The 25,728-nt window shown below is 44.6% G+C and carries 17 protein-coding genes; 3 read left to right on the top strand and 14 right to left on the bottom strand.

Features of this window, described 5'->3' with window-relative positions; genetic code table 11:
• Nucleotides 1-87: 87 nt before the first annotated feature.
• From HUX74_RS10905 to secDF, 3 genes are all read left to right on the top strand, one after another.
• Nucleotides 88-1,188 carry an endonuclease/exonuclease/phosphatase family protein gene (locus HUX74_RS10905; RefSeq protein ID WP_117600125.1) on the top strand — a complete coding sequence of 367 codons (1,101 nt, stop codon included), beginning with the start codon at nt 88-90 and terminating at the stop codon, nt 1,186-1,188.
• Between the two features lie 41 nt (nt 1,189-1,229).
• Entirely contained in the window at nt 1,230-3,314 is a 2,085-nt protein-coding gene (locus HUX74_RS10900; RefSeq protein WP_174646631.1) for a M3 family metallopeptidase, read from the top strand.
• An 83-nt stretch (nt 3,315-3,397) separates the two neighbouring features.
• Complete coding sequence (gene secDF, locus HUX74_RS10895) at nt 3,398-6,397, top strand: protein translocase subunit SecDF (RefSeq protein WP_129643589.1); 3,000 nt, start codon at nt 3,398-3,400, stop codon at nt 6,395-6,397.
• A gap of 362 nt (nt 6,398-6,759) precedes the next feature.
• Here the strand turns inward: secDF and HUX74_RS10890 are convergent, their stop codons facing one another.
• The 14 genes from HUX74_RS10890 to HUX74_RS20910 form a co-directional block, all read right to left on the bottom strand.
• Nucleotides 6,760-7,377 carry a DUF6549 family protein gene (locus tag HUX74_RS10890; RefSeq protein ID WP_008642540.1) on the bottom strand — a complete coding sequence of 206 codons (618 nt, stop codon included), beginning with the start codon at nt 7,375-7,377 and terminating at the stop codon, nt 6,760-6,762.
• Nucleotides 7,367-7,963, bottom strand: coding sequence for an N-acetylmuramoyl-L-alanine amidase (locus tag HUX74_RS10885; RefSeq protein WP_005650556.1), 597 nt, complete (start codon nt 7,961-7,963; stop codon nt 7,367-7,369). The genes HUX74_RS10890 and HUX74_RS10885 overlap by 11 nt, the downstream gene beginning before the upstream one ends.
• Entirely contained in the window at nt 7,960-8,559 is a 600-nt protein-coding gene (locus HUX74_RS10880) for a hypothetical protein (RefSeq protein ID WP_009038912.1), read from the bottom strand. The genes HUX74_RS10885 and HUX74_RS10880 overlap by 4 nt, the downstream gene beginning before the upstream one ends.
• Complete coding sequence (locus HUX74_RS10875; RefSeq protein ID WP_005650559.1) at nt 8,556-8,936, bottom strand: hypothetical protein; 381 nt, start codon at nt 8,934-8,936, stop codon at nt 8,556-8,558. The genes HUX74_RS10880 and HUX74_RS10875 overlap by 4 nt, the downstream gene beginning before the upstream one ends.
• Entirely contained in the window at nt 8,933-9,361 is a 429-nt protein-coding gene (locus tag HUX74_RS10870; protein ID WP_005650561.1) for a hypothetical protein, read from the bottom strand. Before HUX74_RS10870 ends, HUX74_RS10875 begins: the two co-directional genes overlap by 4 nt.
• On the bottom strand, nt 9,324-10,511 hold the full coding sequence (locus HUX74_RS10865; RefSeq protein WP_008642534.1) for a reverse transcriptase/maturase family protein: 1,188 nt from the start codon (nt 10,509-10,511) through the stop codon (nt 9,324-9,326). Before HUX74_RS10865 ends, HUX74_RS10870 begins: the two co-directional genes overlap by 38 nt.
• 332 nt (nt 10,512-10,843) lie before the next feature.
• Complete coding sequence (locus HUX74_RS10860) at nt 10,844-12,205, bottom strand: hypothetical protein (protein WP_174646630.1); 1,362 nt, start codon at nt 12,203-12,205, stop codon at nt 10,844-10,846.
• Nucleotides 12,206-12,214: 9 nt separating this feature from the next.
• Entirely contained in the window at nt 12,215-12,505 is a 291-nt protein-coding gene (locus HUX74_RS10855) for a hypothetical protein (RefSeq protein WP_005655400.1), read from the bottom strand.
• 78 nt (nt 12,506-12,583) lie between these two features.
• Nucleotides 12,584-13,069, bottom strand: a complete 486-nt coding sequence (locus HUX74_RS10850; RefSeq protein ID WP_005655401.1) for a hypothetical protein — start codon at nt 13,067-13,069, stop codon at nt 12,584-12,586.
• 4 nt (nt 13,070-13,073) lie between these two features.
• Nucleotides 13,074-18,479 carry an N-acetylmuramoyl-L-alanine amidase gene (locus HUX74_RS10845; RefSeq protein WP_008642529.1) on the bottom strand — a complete coding sequence of 1,802 codons (5,406 nt, stop codon included), beginning with the start codon at nt 18,477-18,479 and terminating at the stop codon, nt 13,074-13,076.
• Nucleotides 18,461-19,645 carry a hypothetical protein gene (locus HUX74_RS10840; RefSeq protein ID WP_008642527.1) on the bottom strand — a complete coding sequence of 395 codons (1,185 nt, stop codon included), beginning with the start codon at nt 19,643-19,645 and terminating at the stop codon, nt 18,461-18,463. The genes HUX74_RS10845 and HUX74_RS10840 overlap by 19 nt, the downstream gene beginning before the upstream one ends.
• A gap of 1 nt (nt 19,646) precedes the next feature.
• Nucleotides 19,647-20,156: a hypothetical protein gene (locus HUX74_RS10835; protein WP_005655404.1), complete on the bottom strand. Its 510-nt coding sequence runs from the start codon at nt 20,154-20,156 to the stop codon at nt 19,647-19,649.
• Nucleotides 20,157-20,158: 2 nt separating this feature from the next.
• Complete coding sequence (locus HUX74_RS10830) at nt 20,159-25,570, bottom strand: tape measure protein (RefSeq protein ID WP_174646629.1); 5,412 nt, start codon at nt 25,568-25,570, stop codon at nt 20,159-20,161.
• On the bottom strand, nt 25,570-25,698 hold the full coding sequence (locus tag HUX74_RS20910) for a hypothetical protein (RefSeq protein ID WP_005655406.1): 129 nt from the start codon (nt 25,696-25,698) through the stop codon (nt 25,570-25,572). The genes HUX74_RS10830 and HUX74_RS20910 overlap by 1 nt, the downstream gene beginning before the upstream one ends.
• Between the last annotated feature and the right edge of the window lie 30 nt (nt 25,699-25,728).

The following is a 25,728-nucleotide window of genomic DNA, read 5'->3' as shown; positions in this document are numbered from 1 at the left end:
TGGAAAACGGAAAGTGGAATATGGAGAATGAGAAAATAGCCGCCACTCTTATTTTCAGTTTTCACCTTTCAATTTTCAATTATTATAATGAAGTATTTAGGTAATTTTGTCGCCCTCCTGATTTTGGCGGTCAATGCCTTGTTTACGGGCTTGCTACTGTTTACCGCCTATAGTCCGCACATACAGCCGGTCACACATCCGGTGCAGTCGTGCCTGGGACTGACATTTCCCGTTTTTCTGATGATAAATATAGGCTTCTTCATCTTTTGGCTGGTCATCCAGCGTTACAAAACCGCATTGCTTCCCTTGATAGGATTACTACTTTGTTATTCACAGACACGCACTTATCTGCCCATCAACTTTCATACAAACAAGTTGCCTGAAACAAGTTTCAAATTACTCTCATACAACATCATGGGATTTGACGGAGCCATCAAGCAGAATGGCAAGAATCCCATACTGACTTATTTAAAAGAAAGTAATGCCGATATCCTCTGCCTCCAAGAATACTCCACGACAGAATCATCCCGGCACCTTTCGCAAAAAGATGTGGAACAGGAACTCAAGGCATATCCATATCACCGCATCAACACGGTGGGCAGGGAAAAAGGGCATACCAACAAGATAGCATGTTATTCCAAATATCCGATTCTCTCGGCACGTGTACTAGATTATTCCAGCGAGTACAACGGTTCGGTACTGTATGAAGTAAAAATAGGAGAGGATACAGTCACCCTCATCAACAATCATTTGGAGTCCAACAAATTGACCAAAGCCGATAAAGCCGTGTACGAAAACATGCTGAAATCCCCTGAAAAAGAAAAGGTGAAAAGCGGTATGCGCCTGCTCATACGTAAATTAGCAGAGGCATCAGCCATCCGCGCACCGCAAGCTGACACGATTGCACACGAAATAACAGCTTCACCACATCCTTGTATCATTGTATGTGGCGATTTCAACGACACCCCCATCTCTTATACTCATCGTACCATCGCCCAAAATCTGGACGATGCATTCACCAAATCAGGACGGGGATTAGGAATTTCTTACAATCAGAACAGATTCTATTTTCGGATAGACAATATATTGACCAGCAAGAACCTGAAAGCCTACAATTGTACAGTAGACCGTTCCATCAAGGATTCAGACCACTATCCGATATGGTGTTATATCACCAAAAAGAATTGAGAATTGAGAATTAATACTTAACATTTAATACTTAGAAAACAATGTTCAAAAAATGTATTCTAATTTTAGCAGCAAGTTGTATGATGTACTCCTGTGCCACCCAGACGGAAAGCAATCCGTTCCTTACCGAGTTTCAAACACCCAATGGAGTGCCTCCATTCGATAAAATCAAGTTGGAGCACTATGAACCCGCATTCCAAAAAGGTATAGAAGAGCAGAATGCCAATATCCAAGCCATCATTGCCAATACAGAAGCTCCCACTTTCGAAAATGTCGTTGTTGCTCTCGACAACAGCTCCCCAACTCTGGACCGTGTAGGCGGTGTATTCTTCAACCTGACGGAGGCCGAAACTACCGATGAACTGACAGCCCTTTCCATGAAACTGGCCCCGACATTGGCCGAACACGAAGACAACATCTCACTCAATCAGGAGCTTTTCAAGAAAATAGATGCTGTCTACAATCAGAAAGATGCTCTCGGTCTGACCCGTGAGCAACAAAGACTGCTGGAAAAGACTTATAAGGGTTTTGTCCGTTCCGGCGCCAATCTTCCGGCCGACAAACAAGCCCGCCTGCGCGAAATCAACAAGCAGCTTTCCACGCTCGGAATCACGTTCAGCAACAACATCCTGAACGAAAACAACGATTTCAAGCTTTATGTAGAAAAAGAAGAAGACCTCGCCGGACTTCCCCAATGGTTCCGCGAAAGCGCCTTGGTCGAAGCCCGTGCCACCGGACAAGAAGGCAAATGGCTGTTCACCCTGCACAATGCAAGCCGCCTGCCTTTCCTGCAATATTCAGCCAACCGCCCGCTGCGCGAGCAGATGTACAAAGCCTACATCAACCGTGGCAACAACAATGACAAGAACGACAACAAAAAAATCATTGCCGACATCGTAAGCCTGAGACTTGAAAAGGCGCAATTGCTGGGATTCGATTGTTACTCCAACTTTGTATTGGACAATACAATGGCAAAGAATTCCGCTACCGTGATGGACTTCCTCAACAATTTATGGAGCTATGCACTCCCCAAGGCAAAAGCCGAAGCAGCCGAGCTGCAAAAGCTGATGGACAAGGAAGGCAAAGGAGAGAAACTGGAAGCATGGGACTGGTGGTACTACACCGAGAAACTGCGCAAAGAAAAATACAATCTCGAAGAAGAAGAAATCAAGCCCTACTTCAAGCTGGAAAATGTACGCGAAGGCGCCTTTGCCGTTGCCAACAAGCTCTATGGCATCACACTGACTAAACTCGAGGGCATCCCCGTCTATCATCCCGATGTGGAAGTGTTCGAAGTGAAAGCCGCCGATGGCTCACAACTGGGCATTTTCTATGTAGACTACTTCCCCCGCCCCGGCAAGAGTGGCGGAGCATGGATGAGTAATTACCGTGAGCAACAAGACGGCGTACGCCCATTGGTATGCAACGTATGCAGCTTCACCAAGCCGGTAGGCGACACTCCCTCCCTGCTGACTATCGACGAAGTAGAAACTTTGTTCCATGAGTTTGGCCATGCTCTGCACGGATTGCTAACCCAATGCCAGTATAAAGGTACTTCAGGCACCAATGTCGTACGCGATTTCGTGGAACTCCCCTCCCAAATCAACGAGCACTGGGCCACCGAACCCGAAGTGCTGAAAATGTATGCCAAGCATTACAAGACTGGCGAAGTCATCCCCGACAGCCTGATTGAAAAGATACTGAACCAAAAAACGTTCAATCAGGGTTTCATGACTACCGAGTTGCTGGCCGCCGCCATCCTCGACATGAATCTGCATAACCTGACTGACACCGAAGGTCTTGATGTCGTTGCATACGAAAAAGAAGCAATGGACCAACTGGGGCTGATTCCGGAAATAGCTCCCCGTTATCGTACCACGTACTTTAACCACATCATTGGCGGCTATGCGGCAGGCTACTACAGCTATCTCTGGGCCAATGTTCTAGACAATGATGCCTTCGAAGCCTTCAAAGAACACGGTATCTTCGACAAGCAAACAGCCGACCTTTTCCGCCAAAATGTTCTGGAAAAAGGAGACAGCGAAGACCCGATGACTCTCTATAAGAACTTCAGAGGAACTGAGCCTCAATTAGACCCGATGTTAAAAAATCGCGGTATGAAGTAAGATTTGTGAAAAAAAAGCTATATTTGCAGCCTTGTATGCAACAGAATTTAATTAAAAAGTAATCATAATAAACTAAAAGTAACATGCAAAACAAAGGATTTGTAAGGGTTTTTGCGATATTGCTCACACTGGTGTGTGTGTTCTATCTCTCCTTCTCTTTTGTAACTCGCCATTACACAAGTAAGGCCAAAGAGTTTGCAAAAGGCGATGTGAAAGTAGAGCAGGACTACCTCGATTCTCTGGCTAATGAGAAAGTGTATTTTGGCAATTGGACGCTGAAACAATGTCGTGAGATGGAGATCAGTTTAGGTTTGGACTTGAAGGGCGGTATGAACGTCATCCTTGAAGTATCCGTACCCGATGTCATCAAAGTATTGGCTGACAACAAGACTGACGAAGCATTCAACCAAGCATTGGCCACTGCCGCCAAACAAGCTACCACAAGCCAGGATGACGTGATCACCTTGTTCGTCAGAGAGTATCACAAGCTTGCTCCGGGTGCTCCGCTGTCACAGCTGTTCGCAACCCAACAATTAAAAGACAAGGTAACTCAGAAATCTACCGACGCAGAAGTTGAAAAAGTATTGCGCGAAGAGGTAAAGGCGGCTGTTGAGAATTCCTATAATGTACTCCGTACCCGTATTGACCGTTTCGGTGTAGTTCAGCCTAACATCCAAAGTCTGGAAGACAAGATGGGGCGCATCATGGTGGAACTTCCGGGTATCAAAGAGCCTGAACGTGTAAGAAAATTGTTACAAGGTTCCGCCAATCTGGAATTCTGGGAAACATACACAGCAAAAGATGTTACTCCTTATCTGCAAGCTGCCGACACCAAGTTGCGTGCCATCGTTGCAAGCGAAACTCCGACAGAAGAGGCAGACAGCGCAGCTACCGAAACTCCTGCCGTAGCACAAGCTACCAGCACAGCCGACAGTCTTGCCGCTGCTTTAAAAGGCGAAAACAAAACACAAGCTGTTGACCTTGCGCAGATAAAGAAAGAACACCCGCTGTTCGCCATCCTGCAGGTCAACCCCAGCGGGCAAGGTCCTGTTGTTGCTTATGCCAACTACAAGGATACTGCTGAAATCAACAGATACCTTTCCATGCCGGAAGTTCAGGCCGAAATGCCGAAAGACTTGCGTCTGAAGTGGGGCGTATCTCCTTATGAATACGATCCGAAAGCCCAGACTTTCGAACTTTATGCCATCCGTTCTACAGAACGTAACGGCAAGGCGCCTCTGGAAGGTGATGTAGTGGTTAGCGCCAAAGACGAATACGACCATTACGGTAAACCTGCCGTAAGTATGTCTATGAACACTGACGGTGCCCGCCGTTGGGCTCAGCTCACCAAACAGAATATCGGCAAAAGCATTGCTATCGTGCTGGACGGTTATGTTTACTCAGCACCGAACGTAAACAATGAAATCACGGGCGGTAACTCACAGATTACCGGTCACTTTACTCCGGAACAAGCAAAAGACTTGGCAAACGTGTTAAGATCAGGTAAGATGCCGGCTCCTGCACACATCGTACAAGAAGATATCGTAGGTCCTTCACTGGGACAAGCTTCTATCAATGCCGGTATCATGTCATTCATCGTAGCATTGATTCTGCTGATGGTTTACATGTGCTCTATGTACGGATTCATTCCGGGTATGGTTGCCAACGGTGCTCTGGTACTGAACTTGTTCTTCACATTGGGTATCCTTTCTTCTTTCCAAGCAGCATTGACGATGTCCGGTATTGCCGGTATGGTGCTGGCACTGGGTATGGCTGTAGATGCCAACGTATTGATTTACGAACGTACCAAAGAAGAACTCCGTGCAGGCAAGGGTGTAAAGAAAGCATTGGCTGACGGTTACTCCAACGCCTTCTCTGCAATCTTCGACTCCAACTTGACGTCTATCATCACCGGTATTATCTTGTTCAACTTCGGTACAGGTCCTATCCGTGGTTTTGCTACTACATTGATTATCGGTATTTTGATTTCGTTCTTTACTGCCGTATTCATGACGCGTCTGTTCTATGACCATTTCATGAGCAAGGACAAACTCCTGAATCTGACATTCTCTTCCAAGATTTCAAAGAACTTGATGGCGAATGTACACTTCGACTTCATGGGTAGAAACAAATTGTGGCTGACCACTACTGGAGTTATCATAGTTATATGTATCGCTTTCCTCGCTACCCGCGGATTGAGCCAGAGTATCGACTTCACTGGTGGACGTAACTTCAAAGTACAGTTTGAGAATAAGGTAGAGCCAGAACAAGTTCGCGAGCTTATCTCCAGCAAGTTCGGCGATGCCAATGTCAGCGTTATCGCCATCGGCACGGACGGCAAGACAGTACGTATCAGTACCAACTACCGTATCGAAGAAGAAGGTAACAACATCGACTCTGAGATCGAAGCATACTTATACGAAACATTGAAACCGTTGCTGACTCAGAACATCACTTTGGAAACCTTCATCGACCGCGAAAACCATACGGGCGGAAGTATTATCAGTTCCCAGAAGGTAGGTCCGAGTATCGCAGACGACATTAAGGTTTCAGCCATCTGGTCTGTTGTACTTGCATTGATTGCCATCGGTATCTATATCCTGATCCGTTTCCGCAATATTGCATACAGTATCGGTTCAGTATCCGCATTGGCTTGTGATACTATCATCATCCTGGGTGCCTACTCCATCTGTTGGGGCTGGATGCCGTTCTCTCTGGAAATCGACCAGACCTTTATCGGTGCCATCCTGACAGCTATCGGTTACTCTATCAACGACAAGGTGGTAATCTTTGACCGTGTACGTGAATTCTTCGGTCTCTATCCGAAGCGTGACAAGTTCCAGTTGTTCAATGACTCATTGAATACAACTTTGGCACGTACCATCAATACTTCACTGAGCACCTTGATTGTGTTGCTGTGCATCTTCATCCTCGGTGGTGATTCCATCCGCAGCTTCGCATTCGCCATGATTCTGGGTGTTGTATTCGGTACACTGTCTTCTCTGTTCGTTGCATCTCCTATCGCATATCTGTTGATGAAAAACAAGAAAGGTACTGAAGCAGCTGTAGAAGTAGCCAAATAAGAATTTAGACAAAAAACTATAAACTAAAAAAGGAGGAAATCCGAAATGGATTTCCTCCTTTTTTGTAGTCTCGCCGGGAATCGAACCCGGATCTAAAGTTTAGGAAACTTCTAACCTAACTTTGAGTATCAGTCACTTGCGAGACTATTTCAATTTTTCGTAGAACTATAGTAGAACTTTTGCATTTTTGTTGAATACCCCTGCCTCTCCAAAAGAAGAATACAGGGGTACAATGCAACACCGATTTTCAGAATCGGTACTGCAAAGATATGACTTTTATTTCAAAGGACAAAGAAAAACCGGGCGCACTTCACAGCGAACCCGGCTCAGAACAAAAGTTCTACTCTATTACTAACACCTAATCATTTCTTTTTCCGTTTCTTCAATTCTATATATTCCGAATACACTATTTTGGTATGGGGATTGCTACTTACAACTTCTTGCCTAATAGCCTTTGTTCCCCATCGGAAAAACAACCATTGCTTAGGCACTCTATGCACTACTTGAAATAGGGTATCTACAGATTGTATGCGTAAATCTAGTTTCTTATCGGGCATGATTAAGCCATCAACATTTATCCACGGGTCTTTCCATCGTATCGCTTGGACTTTAAGATAGGATGTATCACGGTATATAATGCTATCCTTAACTATGGTTTGTACCTCCACCTCCGTTTTTGTTGCATTCGTGGAAGCCGCTTGTAACCTCTTTACTTTCAAGTCAAGTTCCTTAACGGTATTCGTCAAGTCGGCACAATGCTTTTCCACCTCAGACTTGGATAAAGTCAATGCCTGTACAGAAGCAGCGGATTTTCCGGATTCTGTTTGGTAAAATTCAATTTTCTCCAACAAGGCGGTTTGGTTGCCATCCAATCTTTCCTTTTCTGATTTCAACTTGGAACAATAAGCCCATAGCCCAAAGGTAGCCGCCATCAAAAGCCCACAGAGGGCGATTAATATCAAAAACGCTTTATTTCTCATATTCCTTGATGTATTGGATTATACCCTCTACGTGGGTGTTCACAATGTTTTGTTTCCCCTCCATAGATGTAAGGTAAGCAATATCTTCCTTGTTATCCATGAAGAAATTTTCCGTCAATACAGCCGGGCATTTCGTCTTGGAAAGGATGTAAAAATTTTCCTCCCAATCCGGGTCGCCATCCGAATAGTCACGCCTAATCTTTTGCCCGGTAATAAAGCAAGCGGCAGCATCATACATTCGGTTTGCCAATTCGTCAGCTTTCGTTTTGCCCTTAGTGGTATAGGCAGACCATCCACGGGCATTCATCCATTCGCCATTCCCGGCAGCATTGCAGTGGATGGAAACAAGCAACACGTTATTAGCTCCATATCGGGCGCAAATCTCGTTCACACGCCTTGCACGTTCAGCCAAAGGCACGTCCAAGTTCTCCTTAACAATGCGTTCCGCTACATAGCCACGTTTAGCCAGTTCACGCACGACTTCATCCGCAATTTCTCTTGTATAGGCATACTCCCTGAAAGTTCCATCCGGGCTGCGTTTACCTGGTGTATTTTCTCCATGCCCATTGTCTATAAGTATCTTCATTCTTGATTCAATTTATGGTAAAAATCTATTTTAATTCTGTCATATACCATTTGTACATTGGTATAAGCTCTGCCATTGTTCACCGTTTCCGCATAAACCTCTGACAACACACATTGCTCTACCCATTCAATCCATTCGGGCGAAGTGTAGCTTGACAATCGTTTCCCTCGATACGAATGTGCATCAAATCGGCTGTTTCTGTCCTCGTGCATATTCATAATCAAGGTGTGTACTTTCGCTTTCGTGGCTTCACGGTCTGCGATGTGGTTTTCTTCACGCACTTTCTTTATTATACGGCAAACCCTCTCAACGGCAAGGTCAAAGTAAATGCTTGATATGTTTTTTATCCGCAACTGCGTTTCGGGTCTTAACCCCTCTGCAATGTCAGTGAGCATATCATTTTGGGTTTTGGTTTCCGTCAGAAGTTCGGCTACCATAGACTGATTGCTTTTAATCATGTCGTTAATGATAGACTTGAACCACTTGAAACAAGCTACCATAAGTGCAGCCGCCAAACAGAGAAACACAGCGCACACTATCACCATAAAGCCAAAATCGCTTATGCCTTGTGCTACTTTCAAACTTTCTTCCATCATCGGTTTTTCTTATACTTGTTTCGCTTGTAATACTCAAAGTTATCCCTATCCTCCTGCGTGATTGGAGTATTCGGTGGAAAGAACTTAAACCCGTACATCGTTCCATAGCGTACCACTTTGATTACGGCACGAAATGGATATTTGCGCTTCGGGTCTAAAACAACATCTTTCAACTTCTTACTATCAGTATAGAAAGCGGATGCACCGATACCCTCGCCATAGGCGATTAGTGTTCTCGTTCCGTTCTCTGTCTGTCTTTCCTTACATCCCGTAAACACCGTGACCTCATTAATCACGGCATCTACTGAGGTGTATTCACAATCGAAAATATCTTCATTCAAGGATTCGGTTTCCTCAAAGTCCATTACCTCGTTCATAAGTCCATCGGTATATTATAGGTTTCACAATCGGCATCCACCATTTCACGGATAGCCAAACGGTCTTTCAAAAAGTTCTCATAGGGGGATTTCGCACTTTCGGCAAGCAATCCCAGCATGGCAGACTGATATTCGTTTACCAGCTTACTTTCTGTCTTAGCCGGGTATCTTGCAGTAAGCAACGTGCTGAAAATATTATCAGCCGTTTTTGGATATTCCACCCTCACGCTGTCATATTGGAACATCGTGCCTGTGGCACGTTCCGCATCAGTCGTAATCTCAATGCCACCCTCTTTGTCTGCAATAACCTTAACCTCTTTGATGTTATGGTTATAAAGGAACGTTCCCTGCCCGTTATTAAGAGAATCTATCACCTCCGGCTTAGTCTTAGCCAGCAGCCCTGTAGTCAAAACATTTGCTTCCATCGTTCAAACAATTATTAAAAATGAATTTACTGTGTTCCTCCGAGCATCTGATTATCCAGCCATATTCAGATGGGAAGAAGTGTTTAATATCCGTTTCATCTTTGATTTCGTATTTATTGATGGTGCGGTGGAATTTCTTATAAAACCTTTTCAGAATACCGCTTCTTAGCAATATGCCGTAATGGTTTTGTTTGAATCCCACATAATCAATGCTACGAGCATCAACCGGGAATATCTGCCAGTTGCTTTTAATCTCTACTTTCAATTCGCCACCCAAGTAAAGCCCCATCATGTCGAGTACGAAATGCAGTGCCTCTTTGTCAGCGCATAGTATCACCATATCATCCATATAGCGATAGTAGTAGATTTTCACCCCAAAACGCTTCATCACTATCTTAGCCAGTTCTTCTTTAACCCAATGGTCGAAATATGCTAAATAGAGATTAGCCAAATATTGACTTGTGAAATTGCCTATTGGCAGCCCCTTGTCTTTACCGTTACTATCTATTATCTTATCCAACAGCCTTAACAGTTGTTCATCCGCTATAGTGTAGCGGATTATCCTTTTCAATGCTGCGTGGTCTATGTTATCATAGAACTTCTTGATGTCAATCTTCAAACAGAACCTTGTACCTTTTCTGTCTATGATTAAAGCCGTATGCACATCCTCCATACATTTATGAATACCACGCCCTTTGATACAAGCGTATGTATTCGCAATGAAGAAGTTAGTCCAGTAACGCCCCAACACATTGATAATGCAATGGTGTACTATCCTGTCCGGGAAGAACGGGGCAATCATAATCACCCTTTCTTTCGGCTCATATATAACCTTAATCCGATATTCACCGGGGGTATAAGTTTCATTGCGCAAGTCCCAGTACAAGCTATCCAAATTCTCCAAAATGTTCTCATTGAACTTGGATATTTCGGTACGCTCTCCTTTGCCTTGCTGTGCCTTATATTGCGCCCGTATGAGGTTGGAGCATTCATATATCAGGTGATAAACATTCTTAATTTTCTTAGCTTGGGAAATGAATATCTTTCCTGTATCACCGACATATAAACCGCAATCCTCAAAATCCGAGTATTGATTAAAGCAGGTATCAGCCGTATAACATAACCCGTATTCAGTCTTTACTACACCCATTTGTGCCGTTGTTCTAAAACAGAGCTTTCAATTACTTACTTGCACCGTCCTAATCCATATTATTTTACCAACTATCAGACGTGCCGATAGTCCCTGTGAGGTAAGGGCGTGGCAGCAACAGTTATAAGTTGAAACCACGGTAAAAGCGGAACCCAATGTTCGCATTCGCATTCGAGGAACGATTATTCGCATTCAGATAACCGAAACCCGCATTCGCACCATTATTCGCATTAGCAGACAAAAGGGCACCAGCCGCCACAACCCTGTTATGTTTTTATTTTTTTCAATCCAACGCCATTTTCGTTGCTCCGTTCACCGAGTTTTGCAGTCCGTCAAAAACGGCACAAGCGGAACCCAAGGGTCGCATCCACATTCGAGGAACGAGAAAGCGCATTCAGAAAACCGAAACCCGCAGGCGCACCATTAATCGCAGAAGCAGACAAAAGGGCACCATACCAGCCTACAGCAGACCACGTACTACCACCTGTGGGAGTCCAATAGTAATCGCAATACCCTTTATTACTTGAACCTCCTACTTTTTCGGCAAAGGAATAACCTTTAGTGGAATGAGCCATAGAAAGCACATAGCCCTCAGTTCGTGGAAGCTCCGTAATGGCTTCATATCCGATAGGTACGGTAGTAGCACTATCTGAATGAGAGGTGAATTTTGTCGGGTCTTCGCATACATAGGCAATAGATACATCCGCTTTATGCCAAATTAGTACATCATCAGCAAGCATCCACAAGTATTCATAAGGAGTTTCCAAGCCACGGTAAGAGGTTACTTGTACCACCTTATCGCCACCAGTCCATCCCTTGATGGTGTAGGACACCTTACCCGTGTTGTTTCCCAGCGTTGCAGTAACACCGCAAGGCACAAAGGGTTTGTAACTTCCCCATGTATTCCACTCCGTACCATTAACAACCGGACCACTCCCTAAGCCTCCTTGATGGAATCCGTCAGCAGTCAGCGTTTCGGTGTAAGCATCTTGGCAGTGCAATGAGGCATATTCCACACGTTGCAACCAAGCAATTTCATTGTACACCCTGTACGCCCCGTGGTGTGTTCCGTTCTTGCAAAGAGGACGAACACCAGCCTTTGAAATGGAAGTACGAGGCATACCCAACATGGAGTTGTAAGTACCATCCTTAGCGGCATCACCAGCACCCGAACCGCCTCTGAATTGTGCGGCATTCGCTTTGAGTATAACAAATCCGTCTGAATCCCTTGCAATTTCATCGCCATTCCAAGTGAGCCAACATCCCGAAACGGCTACAGAGTTGGTAATATCCACCGTTGCATACCACGGGCTTACCGTCTTTCGTTCCATCTTGATAAAGCCGGGCAACGGATATTCGGAATAGGCACGAATCCATTTCGTTCCCTCTATTTCCAACTTGAAGTAATATTCCGGCTTTTCAAGCATTACATTACCGTCCGTGCTGTCAATCAAAGCCGTTGCACCCGAATCCTTTTTACGGCTGTCATTTTGGTTAAGGTAATACTTAACCGAGCCGTCAGGGTTTTCCACAAAGCGTTTCAGCTTCGCTTGAATGGGTAATGTACGGTGCAAATCCAAATTACCCACACGCTTTAGTTTGTAGTCCTGTGAGTTGAAATCACCTTGCACCCCATACCATTGGTCGTAAGGATATTGCGGTTTCGTGTTTCCGCTTCCCAATAATAATCCCATAGCTATAAGTTATTTAATAGTTTCACCAGCACCCCAATACACATCATATACCGAAAGGTCGATACCGTTTGGGGATATTACGGCTATCGCTCCGGGCGTCCAATCCCCGATAGGTACGGGGAACATACTAAATTCCTTATCACAAATGAGCTTGCATTTAAGCAGCGTACTTGTTTCCATCGTAACCTCTTTAGGTCGTACAAAGACGGTAAACGGAACACCACCCAAAGCAAAACCATTGGAAAGGTCTGTAACCTTACCTTTGGAAAGAATCCGTAGGCTGTACATCGTTGTTTCCATAATTCACTGAGTAAATCAAGTTTATTTAACTGCAAATATAATCATAAATGTGTTTGTTGAACACATTTATGATTATAATTAAAGTATATCATCAGATAATGAGGTATAACGTGCTTCAAGTTCATTGATTTTATCTCTTAGCAACTGCCTTTCATTATGCAATGCCTTTATCTCATACGGCATTGCATACCCCATTAGGGCGGCTTCGTAGCATTTGATTATCTTATAATCGCTACTTGCCAACACCTCCTTTGAGCGTTCAATCTCATGTGCCACCTTTTGAAAGTCGGGGACTTCTATGTATCTGAATGAAATCCTGTCCCCGGCATCGTATGGCACAATGCGCACAACATAGCCCTCCTTATCTGTGTTTTGTTTACTTTCATCTATTGCATCCACTGGCTTATATATGGTTGGCAGTTCAGCCACCTGTTCAATAACCGATACCATGCGTGTTGTTATTTCCCCCGTTTTCTCATTTCTGATTTTTTGAGGAATAGGGGCTATTTCTATACATTGTAGATAGTCGCCATCCATATATCCGTATAATACTCTTTCTTCCATATTTTTAGTATTTCCATCTACTTACTAACCATGCTTGTTTTTTAACTCCATCTACATATCCTACGGTATATACAAACATACCACCTTGACCCTCTCCAAAATCGTAGTAGTCATTTACCGAAGTATCATCATAGATTAGGTAGCCGCTTCTTGGTCTGAATCTCATATAGCCTCTCCACCACTGCTTTACAAATATAACCTGTCCTTCTTTAGGAGAAGCCGGAAGATACACTACTGATGCGGCAGACGTGTACCCTATTACCACGGTATCTTCTCTATTCAAATACCATGTGTTATTCGACGTTCCTGTAATACACTTTCGACCAAAAATCAAGCCTCCGGCAAATAAATCATAGAAGAAACCGCCAAAGGCTGGTGCAGTCCCCGAATTAGAAGCCCGACCATAAACACCTGCCACGATTGTATCTACCGCATTTATAGCCCATGTTCTTGCCGGAACATTTGCAAAACCAAGCCCAACAATAGCCCCACGGTGCGTATATCCGCTACTTGCTGGCATACCGTCCGTACCTGCCATATTTGAGAATATTCCCGTTGGTGACATATAGGAAACCGCATTAGAATAGTTAGGAGCATTTTTAGCCCTTGTTTCAAAAATTCCACGGTTGGCATCTATTGTCATTTTTGCGCCAAAATCAACGAGCGCATAATCACCACCACCACTTGAAGATTCAATATAAATACGAGCCATTGAAGCATCCAGCTCTACCCTGTTACCATTACCCATAGTGGAAACAATCTTACCGCCCTTAATAAACCAATCTCCAATGTTTGCCCCCTCAGCCAATAACAAGTTTGTGGCAATAGTTTCAAATTGCGCTCCAAACGTATTCCATTTGCTTGTTGTCGTGGGAGTGACATTTGAGAATGTTCCTGCATCAATACGGACTATATAGTATTGATTGTTGTATTTTACAGCATCCAACCGTTTGCTATTTCCGTAATAAGTCTTGGATGAATCATAAATACCCCTATAAACAAGTACGGGGCTATCGCCTTTCTCCCCCTTATCACCCGGCTTTCCATCTTCACCTTTATCACCTTTCGACCCCGTTACACATATTGCAGCCGTAGTGTCGCTCGTTCCATTCGTATAAGTGATAACCGAGCGTGTCCATATATACCATTTGTCTTTCCAAGTTGGGCGTGTTGTACTCCATGAGCCATTAAGTAATGAGGTTGCCGAACTGGATAGGTAGTATTGTTCAATAATAGAACTTACGCCAACACCGCTATCACCCGTAGAGCCTTTGCCGCCTGTAATACAAACCGCCTTAGTGTAGGTAGTCGTGTTGTCTGAATAAGATACTTTCGTTCTACTCCATATATACCTCCCATTTATCCATGTCGGGGCGGTTGTCTGCCACCCCGTAGTAGGCGCAACTGAATTTGACGTGCTTTGTGCATATTCCACATCTGCCAATGTCACACTAACACCAGGCTTTCCATCTTCACCATCATAAGGATTTACACGAATAGGGGTACTCCATTTCTGTATCATCAGGTCTGCTTTGCCATTCATTACGGAAGCAATGTCATTCACAGGTAAAGCCCCCATCAACAAACGTATATCATCGAAATACACGGCAGAACCGAATACATCATCATCGTAAATAGCAAAGCCTACAGCCATGATATTAACGCTACCACTATGTAATTGCTCTCCGTTTTTGAATACCGTAACGGTACGGTCATTAAAACGGAATGCAAGGTGAAACCACGTATTAGGCGTGATTGCAATACTCTTTTCCACATAGTGCCTACCGTTATATCCGTTCAACATCCACTTGACTTGATTTTGGTCTGACTTCATCCAAAAACAGAGTGTAAAACTTTCCCCAAAGGGTAAATCATAAGGAATACGGCTCTCCATTCCACCACTCAGATTGAGGGCATATCTCGTTCCGTCTTTTACTACCGTCCCACCGCCCAGCACACCATTATAACCGTTACCCGAAATATCGGCAATGCTTGAAGTGTCGTTAGCTTCAATGGGCAAATGAAATTTGGTACGGTCTGCAAGCCCGGACTTCTTAGCCATTGTACACCAAATATATTCCAACGCTCCTACTTTCGGCATTTCCGTACTCCACCCGGTAGGGTTGGAAGAATTAACATCCAAATCGGGCGGTACTAAAGTCGAGCCATTTTTAGCGTAACGATACTCGTAATATTCACCAGCTCCGGCATCCGTTCCACCTGTACCCGATTCGCCTTTAATCAAAGCCCAAGTGTAATCCATCGGATTATCACTGTCTTTCTGCACGTAGTCGGTGTATTGCCCTATGTAGTCGCCCGGCTCTTCACCATTGTTTGCAGTGAACGACATTCCCCCGTTGTCCGAATACTTGATATGGAAGTATGGAGTACGCCCATCTTCACCGGGTAAACCGGGCGTTCCGTCTTGTCCTTTCGTGTCGCTCCACTTGTAGGCACTTGGTTTGTCGCTATCGGTGGGTATCATATCCACATACAAACCCAACCATCTTCCGGGTGTTTCACCGTTTCCGGCTGTGAACGTTTTGCCGCCATCATCGGAATACTTCTTATGAAGATAGCTACTCTTTCCATCTTCCCCCTTAATAGCTCCAACATCTTTCCAGTTCGTGCCATCCCAAATATAGAGGTTGCCCCCGATTAGATAAGCATCGCCCTCTGAATTTCCAACGGTAGGCAGTTGTGAAACATTGTCCTTAGAACCTTTGATATTGATTGAAGTACCATCAGCACCACGCACACGAAAAGGAATACCCCACGCACCCTCCGTATCAGTCTTGGCGTTCTTTATACTCATCCAAACCACGTTTTCGGACGAAGTTCTGTGCCAACCTCCCGTAGAGCCATCCCCCGTAGGGGTGGCAGGCTTGGTTTCACTGTCATTATAGGTATAGAATACGGATAAACCGCTTTCTCCCTTATCCCCGGTAGAACCTTTCGCCACAACCGACCAATATACGGAATTGGTAGGCAGGTTGCCCATGCTTGGTGTGGGGTTAGTGTATCGGTAGGTACACGTTTCACCATTCACCGTGTAAGCCACCTCATCCCCGGCATAGTACACGTACTTCGGGTTATATGTGCCACGGAACACCCCGATATGTGAGGTGTCCCCACTATCAGAAAGCAAACGGACGTTGTGCAACGTTAATTGGCGTTTTGCCGTTACGTTCCAATCAATAGAACTTGAAGAATCACCGATACGGAACTTGTTGCCGTCCAAATCCAAATAGCACTCCTTATCGCTTGTTATAATCTTACCCGTAGTGATAGTGTTCCCATTAATACGGGTAAATCCGTAGGTGGTGGTAAAGTCCCTGAAATCATCATCCGAATGCACTGACCCCAATATACCCACTTGGAAATAATAGTTATTCGGGTCTTCGGTTGGTTCAACCTTTAGTTGTTCCTGTGTCACATACCAAATGCCATCCGTGCTTTTCTTGGAACACTTGGCAAACACATAGTACCCCTTTGGGCTTGATAGAGTGAATGAGCCAGCCGCCATGTTCCAATGCTTGATTATCTCATCATCAATAGTCAAGTGAGCCAATACCCCGGCAGAAGCATCAAAACGATTGGATATTCCGTTTACGTTGGCTTGCAGTATCACATCTATCAAAACAAATTGTTGGCTCTTAGACCCCACCGTAAGCATATTGGTGTCAATGGAATTGGGCTTGATGTTTTCGGGGTCAAAATAACCGTCCGTATCATACACCATTGTACGCAGTTCCTCTGTTGTACGCCATCCCCTCCGTGCCTTAGTCAAGTCCCGAAGCCGATTGTTTTCTATGATTGTTTCGTGCCGTCCAACATCCACAACCGTTTGAGTGATTGGGGAAATGGCTGTAATGTCCGAAAGGGTCAGTGTATAGTCATGCTCCACAAGCAGGTTCTTTGTCACCTTTTGGATGCGGATATTCTTTTCAATACCGAAACGCTCATCTTTCACGGGTACATAGTTACCCACATGAAAGACGGTTGTTTCGCTATCGCTTGGCAAAGCGTTCAAAAAATAGGAACGTTCAAAGGTAAGCTGATATTGCGCCCGTGCCTGTGTGCGTGGCTTGAACTCGTTATATCCGGCATACCATAAATCTTCCTCTGCATCATCTTCATAAGATTTAGGCAGGTGAATATCCGTAATCTTATACGTGTCACCCTCCGTTATTCGGTAAGCCTCGCTTTCAGTGGTAGGAATAGTTAGCCCCCTGTTGTCCGTAAATGGAATGAGCGTAAACCTTTTTGTTGCATGGTCGTATCCTCCCTTTTTCGCCAATTCAAATTGTTGTCCGGCTAATTTACCCGAAATGAAATTAATCTTTGCCGATACCTCGTTAATCAGATACTTTGTACCTTTATCGTCTTTCTCGTTCAGGTCAAAGTCCATTGTATCATCAATGAAGCTGTTTATATCATCAGCCACCAAAGCAGTAACCGTACCCGTCCGTTTCGGGAAAATATTATCATACGTCACAGCATCCTCATCACTACCCAGTGCATCCCTCAAATCGCCATCCTCCAAATAACGCTTGTTATCATCGGATATGCCTATATATTCGCTCTGAGGCGGTACTATTGTACCGTCCCATAGTTTGTGTTCCTTTTTGTTCAAACGCACTGGAAACGGAAGCTGTAGGCGTTCTGAATAGTCCCTGTAATCACTCCGAATGTTGGTCGTGCCACCCTCCACCCAAAGTCTTGTGATAATGGTCTTATCATCTACCTTTTGCTCTTTGAGCTTGTACAAGCCGTTGCCTTTGCCCCACTCAAAGAAAGCGTTGCCACCCGGGGGCACAACTTTTGCACCGAACTTTCCTATGTGGATGGTACGCACCCCGTCCTTTTGGGTAATGAGAAACTCCAAATCAAATTCACGGTCACTGCAAAGCATTTGCAAAACCTGTAGGCAATTGTTACGGGCAAAGGAAATGGTACGTGGTTCTGTGTCCGGGCAATTAGCTTCATCGAAAGCCCATAAGCCCGGATAGTCACGGCTCACGTTGTAGATAAGCACCTTTACAAAGTCCCGGATATTATAAGTGAGGTCAAACGTGCTTTTGCTGGATTTCCCGTTTGCATCGGTGTTTCGGTACAGGCTTTTCATCAGCTCGTACATCACTCCGTAGAAAGTGGCATCATGCACATAATGGTTGTCCGAAAGCATTTCACGGTTCACCTTAGTACGGATGGTGTATTCTTCACCCTCCACTATGATTTTATCTCCCTTGCCTAAATTAAGCAACTCAGAGGAAACAATGGAAAGCTGTACGTTATCATCCCCCATTAAGGAACTGTTTTGAGCGGCTGATTTCAGCGTACAAAACGGCTCTTTGGAAAACAAGCGTACCTTTTCACCGTTGCGCCTGATTATTTCAAGAGTTCCCATATCACAATAGCATTGGTTTCAAATTTTTCAATGTCTTCAATCACGCCCGAAACGATTATCTCGTATTCACCGGGTGTAACGTAAGTGTGTTCTATCGTTTGTTCGCTGCCGGACACATCGTAAGTGTGCGTGCCGTCACCCCAATAGATATTAAGCAGCTTGGACGAAGTGACGGTAATCGTAGCCTTGCCGTTTGCAGTTCCACCTATATATCTAAGCACCTTTTTCACAGGTTCATCTTCCACCAGCTTTAAACGGAATGTACCCACCATCAAATCGTTGCTATATTGTCCCCAGCTCTTTTCCGGGTCTGCCTCATCCAGCAATTCCACTTCATATACCAAAGGCTTTGCCTTTCCGTCATAGTCCACACGCAAACGGTGGTTCCCCTCCGCATCGAATTGGGAAAAGAAAAGGTTTACCCATTCCACATAGGCGGCACGTCCCGAAGCCTCAATAAAGCAATCCAGTGTAATGTTGCGTTCCTTGTAGCGTGGTCGCTTCTTATCCCTTACAATACCGTGGTAATTGTCCCAGTTCACTTGCAAGGCTTCTTTGCGCTCCAACCGTCCAACCAATCCGGCACTTTTGGAAACGAATACCCCAAACTCCTTGAAGTTCTTTCCGTCTATGAAATATTCCACATCCGTATCTTTCTGCAACTCGAATATTTCACGGGGTTCTTTCGCCACGTCAAACAGTTTCACTTCGTCCAGCAAGGCTTTCGTCCCAAAAAGTGATTGGTCGTTGATGGAAAGCCCCGTTGGTGTCTTTGGTAATATTTCACTGAATATCCGGGTCGTGTTCTCATAGACGGTAAACATATTGCCGGACTTAACGAAAGCAAAGAAAATCCAGCCATCGGGCATTACATCAAGCCATTGCTCTTTATAATTGTCTATACCGGGCATATTCAGCACCCAGCCTAACTTTTGAGAAACAGGCAGCACCCAAAAACAAAGTGTAAAATTACCGCTAAAGGGTATGGAACGAGCTGTTTCGCATTCGCCCGTACCATTCAAAGCAAGTGATTTACCCACTTTAGATTTCTTAGAAAAATCCGCACCATCCGATAAGGTGGCATCGTTGCGGTACTGTGAAAAGTCGTAAGCTATACTACCGTCCGGGTCATCGAAAGGCAGGTGTAAAATCATGTTCTTATCCATATCAGTAAGTATTTTTATTCATTTGTCTAACTTCTATCCCCACTCCCTCTATATCCGCTTTGGCATTGCCATACAGATTCACAAGCACCTTTGCATCCGTTCCGGCTACCGCCACATACAGATACGAGTTATCGAAAGCGTCTATGGTAACAATCGCATTGTCCGACACGTTTACGGCACTATGGGAATCATGCCGTGCATATACCCGTGAAACAGAATAGCCGTCATACTCCAACATAGCTTTGCAGTCACCATTCAGCACCACATCGGGTAAATTCACCTTATCCGTAACCTCATCATCCACAAACACCCCGTAAACCTCGCATTTGCCTTTGAAGTGTTCCCGTATAAAGTCAAGCGTGGGGTAATTCTCCGATATACAGAAATCTATGCCCTTAATGTAAAGCTGTATCAGTTGCTCATAGTCAAGCCCCGTTCTTAGCTTCATTTGCCACATCCGGCAAAGCCCCTTTGCCTTGCCATCCTCTTTAAGTTGTTGTACCAGTTCCATAACTATGCTATTCCTTGTGATAAAAGTGAACTATCTTTATTTTCAATGCGCTTCAAAGTAGTTTTAATCTCCGTCAGCTCTGATGCACTCAACTTCGTGTTGGCGGCTATTTCGGCTTGGTAAACAAGTGCCTGCCTCATAATAGAGGTTTGGTCGCTTTGGTTTATGACAAAGGCATTCAACCGCCCGGCTATCACACCGCCCGTTTCCTCATTCATGGAAGTAACCGCACCCGTAAGGGGGTCTTGCTGTACGGTTTCTTCCTCCACATCCTTAATCCAATCACCAATACCCTCCAATGCGGAATTGAACAAATCCCCGGCAGCGTTCACCATCCTTTCAAATTCTCGCTTCTCTACATCGGTCAGTTTCCCGTCTTTCATGGATTCTCCCAAATAGAGAACGGCATCATTGATTCCCTTTGCCAAAAACTCACGTTTCAACGCTTCCACAACCGCTTTTTTAAGGACTTCTTTTGTCTTTTCGCCCAATGCTTCCGCTGCATCCTCACCTTTGCAATAAGCATCTACCAACGCATCGGCAAATTCATCAATGGCGGTTTTTACATCCGTTCCGGCAAGCGTTTCCATCATTGACCTATCCAAATCCTCTATCTGTTGGGTAATGGATTCTATTTGCTCGTTCCACTGTTGGATTTTTCCGTTATCGGTTTTCTTCTTATCCTTTTCAGCTTGAATTTGCTTTCTTAAATCCTCTTGTTGCTGTTTGAGGTTCTTTTTCTGAGCCTCATAGATAGAAAACATATCTCCGTTTTCTTCCGCATTCTTCAACTGTTTGTTGAGTTCCTTAATCTCCTTGTTGAGTTGAGCGTAACGGGCAAAATCCCAATTCTTCTTTGCTACGTTGGCTTCTTGTTCCAAAGCCCGTATTTGGTCGTTAATCAGTTGGATATTCTTTTCGTAGGCTTCACGTTGGCTATCATTGAACACCCAATAAGTATTATTGTAGGCTCGTTCCAAACGGCTGTAGGATTGTTCCAGCGCATCTATTTCCTTTTGCAGATTTTGAATTTTCTTCTCATACTTGGAATCATGCAATTTGGCAAATATGCCCACTACAGAAGTAACGGCACTTACCATACCCGTAACGCCTCCCAATATGTCACCGCTCATCATTTTACCTACAGAGGCGGCGGCATTGCCCAACTGCCCGAACAACTCCATTGCAGTGCCTAAGCCGTTTGCCAAATCATCCTGTCCCAAATCAGAAAACATGGATGCAATGGCATTGCCGCACGTGGTAGCCGTATCGGTAATCGTTTCAATGGACTTGGTTACGCCTTTGGCGGCTTTCTTCATGTCAGCCTCTGCCTTTTTCACATCCTCATCCGTACCCTTTCCGGCAGCAACATTCGCTTTGGCTTCTGCCAGCTTCTTTTTGGCTTCAATGTAATCATCATAGAACGTGCCTAAAGCCTTAAAGGGATTCTTTGAAATAAGCGTTTCCTTTGCTTGATTCAAACTATCAATCAAAGCACGGTAATCTACGGGATTCAGTTTCAAATCCGCATCTTTTAGCTTTGTTTCAATATCAGCCACCAACTTATCTATTTCAGCTACAGAAAGGCTATCCAAATCGCCAAATAACTTCTTCCAACTATCCGATTGCTTTAACATATTGGCGGTAAGGGTGCTTAACGCTTCTGCCTCCGACTTGTTTACTTGGTTAATCCGTTCTTGGTCGCCCGTCTTTTGAGCGGCAGCACGCAGCAAGGCGTATTCCTTTTGGATGTCATTTCTTTGTTCCTCAAAGGTTCTGTAAGAGGAAAGTATCTTTTGCTGTACTTCTTCCTGTAACTTTTCATCTTCTTCTGAAACAAACAAAGTGGCTTCCGCTTTTTCGTCAGCACCCACAAGCCCGGAACTTCCATTAGCCAGCTTCTCTTTTGCATCGGCTATGGCTTCCAACTTCTCGGCAAGTGTTTGGGCTTGCTGAATGGTCTTAGATACAGATTCCTTGAAAGAATCCATAGCGGACTTTGCCCCCGTGATTTCATTGTATTGCATATTAAGGGAAATAAGTTGGTTACTTTCTCCCTCTGTGAGTGTTCCGGCTTGTTGTTTATCCTTTAGAGCCTTGATTTCATTTTCCACATACTCCTTGTATGATTTACCGCCTTTTAAAAGCGTGGCAAATTGGGTATTGGCTACATCTTCGCCCATGTTACGCACCCAACGGAAATACAAGGCATATTGCTGTTTCTTGTACTCTATTTCACCGTCAAAGAGTTTGTTTTGGGCTTTGTCATATTTCTTGTTTTCAAGTGTTCGCCTTTCATCGAAGCCGTCCTTTTCAGACTTAGATAAGCCACCTTTTCCGGCATCCTTACGAGCTTTAGCCAAAGCCTTTTCCTCTTTGTCTATATTATCCAATGCCTCCTTGTGTTGGAGCGAAAGGGTGCGCTTGCGTTTTTCGTAGCCCTCTTCCAAGACTGCAATACGGTCAGCCTCCAATTTGCGGTCAGCTTCAAGTTGCCTTTCACGTAGTTGCTTGGCGGCACTATCCGCTTTATCCCCCGTGGTATGCTTGGGTAAACGGGCTTCCAACTTCTTTATTTGCGTATCATAACTCTTATAGTCAGAACTACCGATAATGGCAGCTTCACGCAATTCTTTAAGCTGCTTGATACGGTCTGATATTCCCTTTTCCGTGTTAAGGTTTGTATTCTTGGTGTTTACAGCACCATTCAATTTATCCAACAAGTCTTTCAGCTCTTTCAGTTGGGTATTATCGGCTTCCACCTTTACCTTTTTGGCATTGAGGGTATCAATACTTTTCTGAGTTTCACCTATTTTCTTATCCAGCTCGTTAAACGACATAGCCACATAGTCGGTACTCTCTGTTACAGAAGTCGTATCTTTTTTACCATAGAATTTTTCAAGTTGCCTATCTACCTTGCCTATGGTTTCATCTGCCTTTTTTGCTGATTGTGCGACACTTTCAAGATAAGTTTTTATATTTTCCTTGAAAGCATCCATTTCTTTACCTGTAGCCCCGGTGGACTTTTGTACGGCAGAAACAATGCTATCCAATGAGTTGTTGAACGCATCGGTATAGGCTTGACCTGTTAGCCCTTTCAATTGGTTTGCGGATTCTACCGCCATAGATTCTACCGCATCCCATACAGCCCCCGAAGCTCCACGAATAGAACTTGAAGCCACATCAACAACCTTATTCATCATAACGGTTACACCCTCCGGGGTGGTTTCCATAACTTCTTGAATTTCTTTGTAGGTTGCATCTTCGGCATTCTCTTTCAGCTTATCAAGTGCATCCGTTTGGCTTTGTACCAGTTCTTGCATAGCTTGTTCGGTATATTTAGCCTTGATTTTTTCGGCTGTAGTTTGCTGAATGGCTGTAGTCAATTCCTCATATTTAAGACGCTGTAAATCAAGTGTAGCGTTTTCATCAAGCAATGTCTTATTATATTGTTTACATACGGCATTGATTTTTTCAATCGTATTTTTATGTGTTTGAGTTCCTTTCTCCGTATTTTGCAATACGGCAAAAAGTAAATTCAAATCGTCAATCTCTTTTTTCGTGGTATCTTGAAATTCACCCGTTGCCGTGGTCGCTTCTTTTTGTTTGCCCGTAAAAAGAGTAATTACACTGACTAATGCACCTATCAATCCCATTACCCAGCCGATAGGATTGCTCATCATGGAAGCCCAAAGAGCTTTCACCGCTACCGTTGCTTTTGTCGTGATTGCAGTCAGTACGGAAGTTACAGCCCCTTGTGTTGTCTTTGCCGTAGTATCTGCCACGGAAGCGGCTGTGGATTGCTTGGTGGCTGTAGCTTCAAGTAGTTTTTTCTTTGCGTAAAAATCGGATTGGGTGGCTAAAGCCGTCTTTCGTGCGATAGCTGCGTTATCCTCCGCTGCCTCCATCTTCTTAGTGGCAATGGCTATCTTTTCAGCGTTCCCAGTCTGTTGTGCCCTGTACACTTCCAAATAGGCACGTTCTACAGCCGCCTTTGCCGCCAGTGCATCAGCCCGTGCCGATTCCATCTTTACGGCTGCTGCCTTGACATCGGTACGCATGGCATTTAAGGTAGCCGCACTGTTTTGTGTCTTAACGGCAACCTCATTTTCCAAAGCGGCACGATACACGGCACTTTTAGCCGACAAGTCTAACTTGCTTAGAGCTTGCTTTTGTTCAACGGTAAGAACACTCAGAGCCACCGCCTCATAATTGGCAGAAGAAGCCGTTAGATTCAAATTGGAAAGGTATTCTGCTTGTTGGATGGTAAGCATTTGTTGAATGGTGGCAATGCGTAACTGCTTTACCATGTTGGCGTGTTCCTCTACCGTCAGTTGCGCTTGCAATGCTGCGACATGGCTGTTTTGGGCTGCAACCATCGCTTTTGTCTGAGCTACCATCTGCCCAGTAGCAACGGCTTCCAACTTCATTAAGGAAATCTTAGCCTGCCTTGCCGTGTTATCCAAAAGAGCAACGCCCGTATATCCCTTTGTGGCTAATGTATTCAGTACAATAGCGGCTTTCACGCTTCCATAGCCTATAGCAACGGCTTTCAAAATACGCAAAATATCATCCAAATGCTCTGCCATATAGGTAGCACTTTCAATAGCTCCGGCAAAAACATCTTGGTTATCCGCACCCAACTTGTTTAACGATTGTTCCCACGCATCACCCATGTTGGAAATCATACCCGTTAGGGACTTGCTTTGTTCTTGCATGAGGTTGTAGTAAGTCCCGGCTTTACCCGTCATGTTTTGGAAAGCCTTTTCTACTTCCGCAAAGCCAACCTTACCCTCCGTTACAAGGCTGGAAACTTCATCTTTGGTTACGCCAAGCACTTTAGCCAGTTCCTCATAGATGGGAATACCACGCCCGGCAAACTGCCTAATATCCACGGTAAATGCCCTGCCTTGTGTCCGTAGCGTTCCATAGAGGTAGGCAATATCCTGTAGTGGCGCACCCACGCCCGAAGCCACGTTACCAAGCATTACCAGCTCATCCACCACATTATCCACGGTTGAGCCGTAAGCAAGCATCTGTTTGGCACTACTCGCAATGCCCGAAAGGTCAAACGGAGTTTTGGCGGCTGTATCAATAAGCCTATCCATCAAGCCCTTTGCTTGCGTACCACTTTTGAGCATGGTTGTAAAGGCAATTTCCAACTGTTGAAACTGCCCACGTGTTTGCACGATACTTTGAAGCAAAGTCCCCATACCCTGCCCAACGAGGTAGGAAACAATGTATTTCGCCCCATTTTGCGCAAAGCTCTGAATGGAGTTATCCATCACAGACGATTCCGATACGGCTGTGGATGAAACCTGTTTGATACTCCTTTCCATCGCTTGTGCCGACACGTTGAAATCATTTAAATCAAGGGTGGCTTTGAACGCCAACGCTCCGTTTATATTATCCATTACATTATTCCTTTCAGATAATTCTTAATATCATCCTTTGTCTTTAGCTGTACAGGCGGCTTCCCACCATCTTTGTTTCCGTCCGTTTGCTCCGGCTCTTGTTCCACACGTGCCGCATCTGCCAGCATGATTTGTACGTTTAGCCAACTGATACCCCA

Origin of the sequence: Bacteroides sp. Marseille-P8574, assembly GCF_902825465.1 — a bacterium.
Classification (GTDB): Bacteria; Bacteroidota; Bacteroidia; order Bacteroidales; family Bacteroidaceae; genus Bacteroides; species Bacteroides uniformis.
The sequence above is the reverse complement of the archived record's forward strand: the minus strand, read 5'-3'. Positions and strand labels throughout refer to the sequence as shown.